The following is a 13,221-nucleotide window of genomic DNA, read 5'->3' as shown; positions in this document are numbered from 1 at the left end:
TTGTTCAGTTTTCAAAGATCAATCGTTATCGTTCGACTAGAAGCGACAACCTTTATATTATATCAAGTTATTTTGATGAAGTCAATAACTTTTTTAATATCAATGCCGCGTTTTTTAAAGCGACCAAATTAATATAACACATTATCAATCTGTAAGTCAACAAATTTATCAGATTCTTTTAAATAACGTTTCCCTGGTGATGAGGGATTTATAGTATATCATGGATACCAATTAGGAACAATAGATAGAATTACTCCAAATTGTTCCATAGTCAAATCACCGCCAGAAAAGTGCGAGTTTATAAATGTCTATCATAGTAGTATTTCCTATAAAATGTAAGCGTAAGATTGTTTTAAGAAACCTATTAAAAAATCTCACCTAGTTAGATGAGATTTACACCAATTAACCTTCTGTTAAATCATTAACAGATACACTCTGTTTTTTTTCTGGATCATTTATCGGATGTATAGTTGCTTTCCCAACATCCTGATCCACATGTTCAATGTAAACTTTACTTCCATTGTATCTCACATCAACCATATTAATAGAAGAAGTAATTTCTTGTGCACGCTTTGGATCCATCACCTAAAACCTCCTTGTTTTAACTACACCTAACGCATAACAAATTAACACTCATAAGATATGTAATTTTTACACTTTTATACAAGAATATAATTCAGACTTATTTGTGATACTCAAACATATTCTCCAAAAATTTAGTTAAACTAAAATAATTATAATAAGGAAAGGAAATGCAACCAAATATAAATATAGGTTCAAAAACTCTAAACTAACCCTACTATAATATTTTTCTTACTCATGTATCTATATATCTATGGTGAATCTAAAAGCATTTATGGAATAAGTATTCTTACGAAGGTAGATTCATACTATCTATATATATAGAAATATAAAACAAAACATCAATTCTTTATCATTTAAAACCTTCAATTTAAGAGTATTAAACAATTTGACTATACCCTCTTTAGTAAAGATGTCATATTGTACTGTAATATTTCACTATTTACTGGAAATCTTAATATACTATAGAAGGCAAATTATTATTAACAGCATGAGTCACTAATTCTTACTTAAATTTCTCCATTCAATAAATAGACACCTATGCAAAAAAACACTTAATTACAGAAATAGTCAATAAAAAGTTAATAAAAATCGAAAAACATTCACATTAAAATAAACGAAAATGGCATAAACATGTTATAATAGATGAAACGGTTACCGTTTGCAATCATAACTTTTATTTGTTATAATCAGTTGCTTTTCAACATCACTAAGGAGGAAATTTTTTGTCAATCGAAGTAGGTAGTAAGGTACAAGGTAAAGTTACAGGAATCACTAATTTTGGAGCATTTGTAGAATTACCAGGTGGTGCAACAGGTCTAGTTCATATTAGTGAAGTTGCAGATAGCTATGTTAAAGACGTCAACGACCACCTTTCTGTAGGCGATGAAATTGAAGTAAAAGTACTAAATGAAAAAGAAGGAAAGATTGCCCTATCCATCAAGAAAGCTGTTGATAAACCACAAGGTCAAGGTTCTTCTTATTCGCGCCGCCCCTCACATCAAGGAAAAAACGATAGAAACTCAAAAGACTTCCGAGGTAAAAGCAATTTTAAAGCTAAAGAAAGCTTTGAAGATAAAATGGCGAAGTTCTTAAAATCAAGTGAAGAGAATTTAGCTAGTTTAAACAGAAATACTGAGTCTAAACGCGGTGGTAGAGGCGGAAGACGAGGTTAATTACGAGTAAAAAAAGGTATTCCCTATAAGATGTGGGACTGCCTTTTTTTATTTGGATTCTTTTCAAGGTGCCTGTCACCACCCGATTTTTGTCATAATTTAGCATAATCTGATCTTTATTGAGTTTTGTAATCTTAATGTAATAATACAAGCTGATTTCGTATAGAATTTGATAGATGGGTTTAATTCTTAAAGGGGGATTATCTAAATGCCAAGTGGAAGTCACCAGGTTGAGGTCAATGCTTCTGTAGATACGATTTGGGATTTTGTAAGTGATATGAATAAGTGGGCACCATTAGTACCTGGTTATGTCGAACATACGATACTTAGTGAAAATCAGTCTACATGGAAATTTAAAGGTGATGTAGGTGTTGTGAAGAAAACAGTAAGTTTGCAAATCGATATTACAGAATGGCAAAAGCCCAACAAAGTCATGTTTAACCTTAAAGGATTAAATGAAAACTTCGTTGGAAAAGGTTTCTTTGAGGCGGAAGTTTTGTCCGAAACCACAACAAAAATGACAGGAAACCTTGATATTACCGCTAAAGGTATGCTTGGCCCGATGGCTAATAATATCTTGAGATCTTTCCTCCCCAAAACAACTGTTGAATTTACAGATGCAATTGCAAACAAGCTAACAAGATTAGAACCAGTAACAAAATAAATACAGCATTCCATTTGAACCTATTACTATTGAAACCTAATTTCTAAAAGAAATTAGGTTATTTGTTTTTCAAAATAATACACTTGCGCAAATTGTGATCAAAAATTAGTGAAATTGCTCTTTACACCTTAATAGGTGTGATTTATCTTACATGATAATTACTTTACTTATCCTATAATAGATATATATTAATATTTACAATACCAATTGATAGACTACTAAGCTCATCATGAGCACTATTTGAGGAGGTCTTAAATGGGATTTTCAGTAAGTACAGAAGCAGCTAAATGGTATCAAAAAGAGTTAGACTTAAATCCAGGTGATTATGTCCGTTTTTATATAAAGCTATACGGGGGAATTCCAACCGTGCACCCAAGTTTTTATTTAGGTGTTTCAAAAGGAAAGGAAGGAGAAGTCGATATTCGAGATATAGCAAACCGTATAATCTTCTACTTTAATAAAAGAGATTCATGGTTCTTAGAAGAGTATGACCTGTCCTTAGGTGTTGAAAATAACGTAGTATCATTCCATTTTAGAGAAATATAATATCTCACTTAAAAATATTTCAACTATACGAGGTGAACATATTGTCTGAAAAGCGATTACAAACACTATATGAGGAAATCGGTGAAACTAAACTAAATCAACTTGTAGAAGCCTTCTACCCGAAAGTATATGCAGATCCTGATTTAAGTCCCTTATTCGAGGGTGATATGAGTGAAATAAAACGTAAGCAAAAACTGTTTCTAACACAATTCCTAGGTGGTCCCTCTCTCTACAGTCAGGAGTTTGGTCCACCAATGATGAAACAACGCCACATTCCATTTGAAATCACACCTAAACGAGCTGAATGTTGGTTAAATTGCATGGGACAGGCTTTTGAAGAAGTAGGATTGATTAATAATCCAGCGGGTGAATTTTTCTATGACCGTTTAAAACAAGTAGCCTCTATCATGGTTAATACTGGCGACTAAATAGGAATAAAAACTAACCTTTATGCCTCCTCCCCTTAAGTTGGAGGTATTTTTAACTTCATTTCTCCCCTTCTTTCCTCTTTCCTTGTATTTAACCGAAGTATAGCAAATTGCATTTTGGGAAAAATCATTAAATACAAGACGATTTCATTTTAGCAAAACATAGTTATCAACCTTATTAATCGCAGAAGTTTAAACAAGTATCGATAAACCCTTTCCACAAAGAAAGGATGTGTTAAAAATTGAACGGTCAACAGCTTAAAAAAACAGGATTTCCTACTTTACTGGTTGTTATCGGACTTGGGATTATTAGTATGTTTACTTATTTGTTTATAGAGATTGGTGAAGAGTTACTTGAAACTGAGATTAAATCATTTGATTCCTCAATCATTAATTTTTTAAAGACAATTGAAACAGATAATTTAGACCAAATAATGATTATCGTTACCGAACTTGGCTCTGTTTGGTTCTTAACTTCCATGTCTATTTTAGTCATTATCTTATTATGGTTCAGAGGTAAGGATAAATGGGGCATTGCTGCTTTTGTGGCGGCTAACGCTGGAGGTGCACTGATCACGAAAATTTTGAAGGAATTTTACGATCGAGGAAGACCTTCAATCAACCCTGAGATCGATGCAATAGGGTTCAGTTTCCCAAGTGGACACTCGATGGGCTCTTTTATTTTCTATGGATTTGTGATCTATTTAATTTTTAGGAGTAGACGCAGTCTCCACTTTAAATGGTGTTTTTCTATTGTTTCTGGATCACTTATATTTCTGATTGGATTTAGTCGAATTTATCTCGGTGCACATTATCCAAGTGATGTAATCGCGGGCTTTTTAGCTGGCGCTACGTGGATGTTACTGTGTATATTAGCCCTAGAATGGATCGAGTGGCAAATTAACTACCATATTAGACCTTTCCATATCATACGTAAGCTTTTTAGTAATACAACTTGAAAATCTTTAAAATATAAATACTCAACCGAATCCCCTTGTTATTTAGTCGAAATGGAGGAGATGAATATAAAACAAATTATTAAGAATACATCAATCTTTTCCGGTATATTACTTGTTTTACTACTCACGTGGGGATTAACCGAACCATATTTTATTAATATTGAAGAAGAAAAAGCCTTGATCCCTAATTTACCCGACACGTGGGATGGAGAAAGAGTGGCTGTAGTTGGCGATTTTCAAATTGGTATGTGGCTTGACAATACGAATACAGTTGAACGGGTTGTCAAACGCTTAGTCCAAATAAAACCAAAAGCAGTTCTTTTATTGGGGGACTTTGTTTATCACCCGATTGATAATCAAGAAAATGAAATTAGCGAGATAAAAGAAATTCTAAAACCTCTAGTTAATTCCAAAATACCTCTCTACACAGTACTTGGGAATCATGATTTTGCAATGGACAAAGAAAGCGAAGTTCCTAACGAAAAATACGCTTTCCAATTATCTAAAGAACTAAATAAAATGGGTATTGATGTCTTAAATAATGACTTTTCAGTATTATCTTCGGTAACAGAAAAAACTAAAAAACCGCTTTATTTAGTTGGAATTGGTCCGACATGGCCAAATAGCGCAGAACCAACAAAAGTATTCAAAGGGATTTCTAAATCAGCTGCTCGTATTGTTATGATGCATAACCCTGAGACATATACAAACCTAAAATCCAATACTGCCCCACTAGCCATTGCAGGACATACACATGGAAGTCAAGTAAGGATTCCTCTGTTGTCAAAATGGTTCTATAATACGTTTTTAAACGAAGAGAAAGTTCATTTTACTGGTTGGATTGATGACTTAGGAAAATCTGGAAATAATCTCTATGTTAATCCGGGAATTGGTTTTAGTAATTTTCCTATCAGAATAAACTGTCCGCCGGAGATAACAATATTTAATTTAAGGAAAAAGACTTAGTTTATTTTAAAAAAACACACCCCAGAGTTGGGGTGCGTTTTTCTGAATTATACTTCAATGATAATTGGTAGCACCATAGGTTTACGTTTAGTATGTTTAAACACATATTGCCCTACTGATTTTTTAATTTCCTGTTTTATAGCGTTCCACTGCCCTCTATTTTTACCACCAATATCGCTCACTGCCCTAGAGATAATACGATTCACATGCTTAAGTAATTCTTCATTATCTCTAACATAGACGAAACCTCTTGTTATTGTATCAGGATTAGAAATTAATTTTTTATCCGACTTACTCATAGTTAACACAGTCACTAACATCCCGTCTTCTGACAATTGCTTTCTATCTCGTAATACGATATCTCCTACATCTCCTACACCTATTCCATCGATATACGTGTTACCTGTTTGTACCTTTCTAGTATGACGGGCTATTGCAGCATTAATATCAACGACATCACCATTGTTCAAAATAAATGAATGCCCTTCCTCTATACCTACAGATTCTGCTAACATTCTATGCAAATGTAACATCCGATATTCTCCATGAATTGGCACAAAAAACTTTGGTTTCATTAAGGTTAACATTAGTTTTAAATCTTCCTGATAACCATGTCCAGATACATGCATTCCAGTTGCGCTTCCAGATCCGTAAATCACCTTAGCCCCTAACGCAAAAAGGTTGTCTACAATCTTAGTTACATTTCGTTCATTTCCAGGAATCGGTCCAGCAGCCATAATAACTGTATCTTCTGCAATTATTTCAACTCCACGAAAGTTACCAGAAGATAGACGTGAAAGTGCAGCCATCGGTTCGCCTTGACTTCCCGTACATAGAACGGCCACTTTTTCTGGATCCAATTGATTAATTTGGTCTGCTTCTATAAGCATTCCTTCAGGTACATCTAGGTACCCTCTTTCCATCGCAACGTCCACGACATTAATCATACTTCTTCCCAATAACGCAAGTTTTCTATCTGTTTTTATTGCTGCCTCTATCACTTGTTGAACACGGTTAATATTAGACGCAAATGTGGAAACAACAACTTTTCTTTTCGCTTTCCTAAACGCTTCAACCATGTGTTCTCCCACCATTTGTTCAGATGGTGTTAAACCCGGTCGTTCTGCATTTGTACTTTCAGATAAAAGTAAAAGTACACCCTGTTTTCCAATATCAGCCATTCGGTGGATATCAGAACGTTCATCATTTGCTGGTGTTAGATCAAACTTAAAATCGCCAGTATGTACGATATTCCCTTCTTTTGTATGGAAAACGATACCTAAACAATCTGGGATACTATGATTCACTTTAAAAAATTCGATACTCATATCAGGTAATTTAACGTGCGATTCTGAATTTATTTCATTCAATTCCGTTTCACGGATAATCTTATGCTCTCTTAATTTCAATTCAATTAACCCTAACGTAAATCGAGTAGCATATACTGGAACATTTAATTTTTTTAGGAAATAAGGAATTCCACCGATATGGTCCTCATGACCATGTGTAACAATAAGTGCTTTTACCTTTTCTTTATTCTCTTCTAAATACGTAATATCAGGAATTATTAGATCTATTCCTAATAAACTCTCATCAGGAAACTTATTTCCACAGTCAATAACGACAATACTGTTTACAGTTTCGATAGCATACATGTTCTTACCAACCTCATGTAAACCACCAAGTGCAAAAACAGATACATTATTTTGGCTCAATTTAAATCCCCCTACAATAAATAGTAAAACTAGTATGCCCCCATTCCATATCTTTTATGAAGCCCTTATTATAACTATTAATAGTTTATACATATTTGCTATAGAATCTGCAGTAAGTTGAGACGTTGATTTCCGCTCCGGGCAGTTGCTTTCCGTGGGCAACGCCTCCGCCAGGGAACTACTTGAATTAGCTTCTTTGCGCCCTTGCACCGAGGAAGCATGCTGCGAAGCGTTACTAGTAGACACAGGTGCATCACGTGGGGTCTTCAGCTGTTGCTTTTCCCACAGGAGTCAACTGCCCTCCGCTACAATCAACAAAATTAAATAGTGTATAAACCTAACTTAATTAGTTGTTACTAAAATATTCGAAGATCTTTTTATTTCATTCATTGGAAGTCTGTTTAAGTGTAGGCAGAATACGGAGACTCCTCGAAAATAAAGTTCGATTTTCTTCGTGCGATGTATCGCTTCCGTAGCCTTCCTTGTCCTGTGGGAACAGCACGAGTCCGAAGATCCCGGAAGAGTGTTCTTTGCGTCACGGGAAGGCTTGAGGCCGTGCCAACGAAAAGCAGAGTATTCTGCCGGAACGAGTTCAAGCACAGACCCAAAGATTCTTATAGGTTACTGCAGATTTTATCTCAAATAAACAGATTATAATTCTTTCTTCATAAAGCCCGAAAAATATTCATAAAAAGACTGACCCCAGAATTCAATAAATATTCCATGAGTCAGTCTTTAATCAGTTCCTTTATTATTAGCTTCGTTGCTTTTCTTTATTATCTTGCTTCCATAGCTTGCCTGGCCAAAAAGCATATTTTCCTAGTACTGTTGTTATAGCTGGTACAAGTAAAGGTCTTACAATAAAAGTATCTAATAGTACACCTATTGCTGTTACTGTCCCAAATTGCACAAGAACTTGGAGAGGTAATACGGCCAACACTGAAAATGTACCTGCTAGTATTAAACCTGCAGAACTAATGACACTACTAGTTTCCCCTACTCCCTCTGAGATTGCCTTTTTCAATGGCATATGACCTCGCTTCTTCCAAATGCTTGAAATCATAAAGATGTTATAATCTCCACCCAACGCTACTAAAAAGACAAAGGAATACAATGGGATTAATCCTTGCATGGCTGAGGAACCTATTCCATAATGTATTACGAGCCAACCAAGCCCTAAGGCTGAGAAATAAGATAATACAACTGTTACTAGAAGGTAGATCATCGCAACAACAGATCGTAAGTACACCAGTAACAAAGCTGCAATGATAAGCAGTACAGCAGGAATGATAATGCTTTGATCACGACTTGTTGTCTTTTCTGTGTCATATAGAGTAGCAGTCTCCCCGCCGATCCAAACCTTTTCACTTGCGTTTTTAATACCTGCATCCTTTAGGACCTCTACAGAAAGCTCCTTTATATCCTCTATTTTCTTTACTGCCTGATTAGAATACGGGTCGACTGAAAGAGATAATGTGAATTGCCAAAGATTAGACTGGCTCTCACTCTTTATAGGTTCACTAACAGATGCTATCCCATCTAATTCTACTAATTTTTCTTCTAAGTCAATGTCCAGCCCTTCTGTATCTAAAATGACATTTGTAGGTGCCAACTCCCCTCCAGGATAATGGTCAGATAGAATAGTAAACCCTTCTCTTGAAGGCATATCTTCTGGAAAAGAATCAAATACACCATAGGTATAATCTATTTTAGGTACAAAAAGCGCTAATCCACCAAGAAATACAAAACAAATTATAATGATTTTCCATGGGCTTTCGGTAACTAATTTACCTGCCACTCTACTAAATTTACTCCTTTCTTTAGGGGTTCGAACTTGCTTACCTTTCTTTTTCATTAACTCTTTAGTCATTTGTTCCGTTCTTGGTACAAAAGGAAAGAAGGCTGTTCTACCAAGTATTGCAAGGATCGCAGGTAATAATGTTAATACTGCAATACCCATAATTAGAATTGCTAAGCTAAATGGAACAGCAAATCGATCATATGATCCGTACCTCGCAAAAGATAAAGTCAATAATCCCAAGACTGTGGTTAGGGCACTCATCATAATGGCACCACCTGAACCTGCTATAGCTAGTTGAAGTGCTTTATATTTATTGGCCTCTAACTTCAGTTCTTCTCTGTATCTCGAAATCAGAAACAAGCAATAATCAGTTCCTGCTCCAAATAATAATACAGTCATAATAGAGATCGTCTGTGCATCTACAACGATCCACTCCTGCCGAGCCATAAAACCAAGCACCGGACTAATTAATCCATAGGCAACACCGACACCTATTAGCGGGACAATTGCTAATATAGGAGAGCGGTATAGAACAACTAGTAAAATTAACACAAGTAATACGGTTGCAATTAATAATGTAACATCAGCCTGACTAAATAACTCAGTAGTATCTAGTTGAATGCCAACTGGTCCAGTAAAACGAACATGAAAACCGTCTTCCTTAATATCCCTCACAAATGGATTAGTCCCATTCATTTCAATGATTTTTTCTTTTAATTTTTCTATTTCTGGTTCTAGCTCATCTGTTGATGCTTCTTTATTAAAGACTAAAGGTGTAGTTAAAGTTGTGCCATCTTCAGAAGCAGCTTGCATGAATACCTCTACTGGAATACTAGCGAATTCTGGAATTTGTTCTTGTTGATTTAAAGGCGTTTTTTCTAATTCTTTATATAAAGACTGAACAGTTTGAAAGTCCGTTTCGTTAAGTCCTCCTTCACGGTACCAAACTATCAATAAATTGTTCCCCGAATCATTAGGAAAGTACGCTTTCGACATTTTCGAAGCCTCAACAGACATCGAATCATCTGGTAATAAGTTGTTTCCACCAACCTCCTCATCATTTACCTGTGGCCATATCATAGATAGTAACAAAACAAGGAGAATCCAAATCGTTATTGTAACCCACCTACTTTTGTTACTAGCAACTCCTCTCCCGAACTTATGTAAAAAATGATTCATTTTCATTTCCCCTTCAACTTTTAAATTGGAATTAATTCCACTCATGAATTTAATTATATATACTGGTTAGTTAATTATCAATATTTTATTTTTTTTGTATAGATTTCATCTATGATATACTTACAGATGAATGAAAGAACAAGGAGAGACAAAGTTTGAATTCCAAAAAAAACCGTTCACTAGGCAGACCACGTACTAGTGATTTAAAACAACCAACTAATCAAATAATTCTCCAAGCTGCAACTGAACTTTTTTTATCACACGGCTATCAGGACGTTTCAATCGATGAGGTTGCAAAAAAATGTGGTGTTACTAAAGCAACGGTATATTACTATTATGAAAGTAAAGCGTTACTATTTACAGAAACAATGGTTCAGTTAATGTTTAGAATTAGAGAGCAAATGCTTGATATGTTATCAGAGAAACAGCCCTTAAGAACCAGACTTTTAAACGTTACTGTTGCACACCTTAAAGCAACTGTGGATCTTGACCTTGATGGATTTATGAGGGAAACAAAAAGTTCTTTATCCGAAGAGCAGATTAAACAAGTTCAACAAGCAGAAAGAAAAATGTATGATACTATCGAAAAGGCCTTTAGTAATGCCATGGAAGTAGGAGAAATTCCGCACGTTAATCCAACTTTTGCTTCACATAGTTATATAGCTTTGTTAAGAGTCGGTAATTATAGAAATGCGAATAATGAACCTTTGTTTCCAACTGTACAGGAAACCGCAGAAAATATTAACACCTTTTTCTGGAATGGAATATTTCCTAATCATGATTAGGAATACTTTGAATTTAAAAAACCATGGCATCCTATCAACCGATGGCCATGGTTTTTTTGACTATTTCTTGCTCACTTTTCTACTTTTCCTTCCCAATCTAACATTCCACCTAGCATGTTAGTAACATCATAGCCTTTTTCTACAAGAAATTCACATGCTCTTCCACTTCGACCGCCCGAACGACAAACCATATAATAATGTTTAGACTTATCGATTTCATCTAAGCGTTCTGGTACATGACCTAGAGGAATATGTTTTGCACCTGGGATAATACCCTGAGCTACTTCTTCATCTTCACGAACATCTATTATGTTTAAAGATTCACCAGATTCTAACTTCTCTTCTAGATCTTTTGCCAGTATTTCTTTCATATAATCTCCTCCATTAATAATTCAGTCAAAATACAGACTTATCTTATACCCCTATATGTCAAAAAACACTCTTCTAACTTATCTTTCCTCACTAATATTGTCAACTTATTGACTTTTTATATTTACTTACTAAAATAGATAGAAATTTAGCTTTATATGCTTAACCATTTAATTCTAATAGGCCTTTATCAGTGACCTATCGTTTTAATAGAAATGGGATGCGTTTTTTAAACACATCCCATTTCTTTTCATATTTAAATATTGTTCCGTTTGTGATATTAATATCCCCGTTCTGTATTTTCCTAGTCTAGCAAACAAGAGAACTGTTTTCGATGTCTTGGAAAAGTGAAAATAAAAGATCATCTATATCAATTCCTCTCCATCACCTTATCAATAAGACCATACTCTCTCGCCTCAATAGCTGAAAGAAAATAATCTCTATCTGTATCCTTATTCACTTTATCTATGGGTTGGCCTGTCTGATCGGATATTATTTTGTTTATTCTCTTTCTAGTACTAATAATATGATCTGCATGTATTTTAATGTCAGTTGCTTGGCCTCTTGCTCCTCCTAAGGGTTGATGGAGCATAACCTCCGCATTTGGTAATGCAAATCTTTTTCCTTTTTCACCAGCTAATAACAAAAATGCTCCCATTGAAGCTGCCATTCCAATACAAATTGTTGATACATTCGGTTTTATAAATTGCATTGTATCGTAAATAGCCATACCAGCTGTTATAGACCCACCAGGGGAATTAATATACAGATTTATATCTTTTTCTGAATCCTCTGCAGCTAGAAATAATAATTGCGAAACAATTGAATTTGCAACTGAATCGTCAATTTCTGATCCAAGCATAATAATTCTATCTTTTAATAATCGAGAATAAATATCATAGGAGCGTTCCCCTCGATTTGTATGTTCCACTACATAAGGAATAATATTTAACATTTCTTTTCCTCCTTTTTATGCAGCCATTAATTGCTTATCTTCATACTTATTAACAAAAAGCTCATATAGAGTGAATAATTCTAATAACAAAAATGGAACAAATAATACATTCCCATTAGCATGTTGAAGTACTACTACTAAATAGAAATCATTGAATCCAACCATAGTAGAATTAGAATTTACCTTTCTATTTGATTTTTGTTTTTTATTTAACATATTTACTGAAATAACCTCTTGTTTATATAACTTCACGAGAAATTTTGGGCTTCCATTTTGTAATGCATTTAGATACATTACTATCATATGATCTTCGGTTTTGTAATCATCTGTTATTACACTGTCTATAGATTTTAATTTTTTCCTTGCCCTGTGTAAGGATGCTTTAACTGAGCCTTCACTTTCCTTGATCAACTCTGCACACTCTTTTGATGATAAACCGAATCCATCTAATAGTATTGTTACTATCCTTTGTTTTGGAGTCAATTCGTGTAGTAACATTTCCATTGCTAATGACGTTCTTTCTGAGAAGTCTGTCTTCCCATTGTCAGCCACATAAGAAAGGTCAGCTTTTACGTCCTCTATCAATTTCCTTTTTCGGTGGATGTCAATCCACGTGTTAGAAGCAATTCGAAATAAATAAGTTTTTGTGATTTCATTTGATTTGCTTAACCAACTTACATATGCCTTCGATAATGTCTCTTGCATAAGGTCTTCTCCATCCCACTTTGTTTTACCTAAAGATAGACAATATTTTTTTAGGGCAATGATGTGTGGGTTAATTAGACTATTGAACTGTTCTTCTAAATCAGTAGGGGTTTGCTTAACAAGCGGCCGCATGTTTATCCTCCTCTGTATTAACCTTTCATCTATATAAACGTAAAAATCAAACCAAAAGATACGTTCAGGTAAAACCTTTTTATAACTTTTCACTAATTATAATGGAAATAATTATTTAAGAAAACACAAATACCCAAGAAGTAATAATACTTCTTGGGTATTTAAGTTGCCTAGCGGCGTCCTACTCTCGCAGGGGCAAAGCCCCAACTACCATGGGCGCTGAAGAGCTTAACTACTGTGTTCGGCATGGGAACAGGTGT

Annotated in this window: 13 protein-coding genes and 1 rRNA gene; 7 read left to right on the top strand and 7 right to left on the bottom strand. The window is 34.7% G+C overall.

What is annotated here, in order from left to right:
* Positions 1–402 precede the first annotated feature (402 nt).
* Positions 403–582 carry an H-type small acid-soluble spore protein gene (locus H7K77_RS17135; protein ID WP_186579602.1) on the bottom strand — a complete coding sequence of 60 codons (180 nt, stop codon included), beginning with the start codon at positions 580–582 and terminating at the stop codon, positions 403–405.
* 725 nt (positions 583–1,307) lie between these two features.
* Between H7K77_RS17135 and H7K77_RS17130 the strand changes: the two genes are divergently transcribed.
* The 6 genes from H7K77_RS17130 to H7K77_RS17105 all read left to right on the top strand — a co-directional run bounded on the left by H7K77_RS17130 (position 1,308) and on the right by H7K77_RS17105 (position 5,320).
* A complete protein-coding gene (locus tag H7K77_RS17130; protein WP_186579595.1) occupies positions 1,308–1,757 on the top strand; it encodes a S1 domain-containing RNA-binding protein in 450 nt (149 codons plus the stop codon).
* A 208-nt stretch (positions 1,758–1,965) separates the two neighbouring features.
* Entirely contained in the window at positions 1,966–2,421 is a 456-nt protein-coding gene (locus H7K77_RS17125; protein WP_186579593.1) for a CoxG family protein, read from the top strand.
* A gap of 255 nt (positions 2,422–2,676) precedes the next feature.
* Positions 2,677–2,967 carry a hypothetical protein gene (locus tag H7K77_RS17120; protein ID WP_186579591.1) on the top strand — a complete coding sequence of 97 codons (291 nt, stop codon included), beginning with the start codon at positions 2,677–2,679 and terminating at the stop codon, positions 2,965–2,967.
* A gap of 41 nt (positions 2,968–3,008) precedes the next feature.
* Positions 3,009–3,395 (top strand): globin domain-containing protein, encoded by a 387-nt coding sequence (locus H7K77_RS17115; RefSeq protein ID WP_222599428.1) that lies wholly within the window; start codon positions 3,009–3,011, stop codon positions 3,393–3,395.
* A 242-nt stretch (positions 3,396–3,637) separates the two neighbouring features.
* Positions 3,638–4,354 (top strand): phosphatase PAP2 family protein, encoded by a 717-nt coding sequence (locus tag H7K77_RS17110; protein ID WP_235988977.1) that lies wholly within the window; start codon positions 3,638–3,640, stop codon positions 4,352–4,354.
* Positions 4,355–4,414: 60 nt separating this feature from the next.
* Positions 4,415–5,320 (top strand): metallophosphoesterase, encoded by a 906-nt coding sequence (locus tag H7K77_RS17105; RefSeq protein WP_235988976.1) that lies wholly within the window; start codon positions 4,415–4,417, stop codon positions 5,318–5,320.
* 47 nt (positions 5,321–5,367) lie between these two features.
* On the opposite strand, the gene H7K77_RS17100 is transcribed toward H7K77_RS17105, so the two are convergent.
* Positions 5,368–7,035 (bottom strand): ribonuclease J, encoded by a 1,668-nt coding sequence (locus tag H7K77_RS17100; protein WP_268911931.1) that lies wholly within the window; start codon positions 7,033–7,035, stop codon positions 5,368–5,370.
* A 754-nt stretch (positions 7,036–7,789) separates the two neighbouring features.
* Positions 7,790–10,015: an MMPL family transporter gene (locus H7K77_RS17095; RefSeq protein WP_407926444.1), complete on the bottom strand. Its 2,226-nt coding sequence runs from the start codon at positions 10,013–10,015 to the stop codon at positions 7,790–7,792.
* A gap of 155 nt (positions 10,016–10,170) precedes the next feature.
* Between H7K77_RS17095 and H7K77_RS17090 the strand changes: the two genes are divergently transcribed.
* Positions 10,171–10,800 carry a TetR/AcrR family transcriptional regulator gene (locus H7K77_RS17090; protein WP_222599427.1) on the top strand — a complete coding sequence of 210 codons (630 nt, stop codon included), beginning with the start codon at positions 10,171–10,173 and terminating at the stop codon, positions 10,798–10,800.
* A 71-nt stretch (positions 10,801–10,871) separates the two neighbouring features.
* On the opposite strand, the gene H7K77_RS17085 is transcribed toward H7K77_RS17090, so the two are convergent.
* The 4 genes from H7K77_RS17085 to rrf form a co-directional block, all read right to left on the bottom strand.
* Positions 10,872–11,171: a rhodanese-like domain-containing protein gene (locus H7K77_RS17085; protein WP_186579584.1), complete on the bottom strand. Its 300-nt coding sequence runs from the start codon at positions 11,169–11,171 to the stop codon at positions 10,872–10,874.
* Between the two features lie 368 nt (positions 11,172–11,539).
* Positions 11,540–12,124, bottom strand: coding sequence for an ATP-dependent Clp endopeptidase proteolytic subunit ClpP (gene clpP, locus H7K77_RS17080; protein WP_186579582.1), 585 nt, complete (start codon positions 12,122–12,124; stop codon positions 11,540–11,542).
* A 15-nt stretch (positions 12,125–12,139) separates the two neighbouring features.
* Complete coding sequence (locus tag H7K77_RS17075; RefSeq protein ID WP_186579580.1) at positions 12,140–12,961, bottom strand: RNA polymerase sigma factor; 822 nt, start codon at positions 12,959–12,961, stop codon at positions 12,140–12,142.
* A gap of 168 nt (positions 12,962–13,129) precedes the next feature.
* A 5S ribosomal RNA gene (gene rrf, locus H7K77_RS17070) occupies positions 13,130–13,221 on the bottom strand; the annotation flags it as partial.

The organism is Aquibacillus kalidii (genome assembly GCF_014280935.1).
Taxonomy (GTDB): Bacteria; Bacillota; Bacilli; order Bacillales; family Amphibacillaceae; genus Aquibacillus_D; species Aquibacillus_D kalidii.
This window is presented reverse-complemented; position numbering and strand designations above follow the sequence as displayed.

Coding starts and splice junctions, on each gene's coding strand:
- H7K77_RS17135 (WP_186579602.1), bottom strand. CDS start 582: ATGGATCCAAAGCGTGCACAAGAAATTACTTCTTCTATTAATATGGTT.
- H7K77_RS17125 (WP_186579593.1), top strand. CDS start 1,966: ATGCCAAGTGGAAGTCACCAGGTTGAGGTCAATGCTTCTGTAGATACG.
- H7K77_RS17120 (WP_186579591.1), top strand. CDS start 2,677: ATGGGATTTTCAGTAAGTACAGAAGCAGCTAAATGGTATCAAAAAGAG.
- H7K77_RS17105 (WP_235988976.1), top strand. CDS start 4,415: ATGAATATAAAACAAATTATTAAGAATACATCAATCTTTTCCGGTATA.
- H7K77_RS17095 (WP_407926444.1), bottom strand. CDS start 10,015: ATGAATCATTTTTTACATAAGTTCGGGAGAGGAGTTGCTAGTAACAAA.
- H7K77_RS17085 (WP_186579584.1), bottom strand. CDS start 11,171: ATGAAAGAAATACTGGCAAAAGATCTAGAAGAGAAGTTAGAATCTGGT.
- clpP (WP_186579582.1), bottom strand. CDS start 12,124: ATGTTAAATATTATTCCTTATGTAGTGGAACATACAAATCGAGGGGAA.
- H7K77_RS17075 (WP_186579580.1), bottom strand. CDS start 12,961: ATGCGGCCGCTTGTTAAGCAAACCCCTACTGATTTAGAAGAACAGTTC.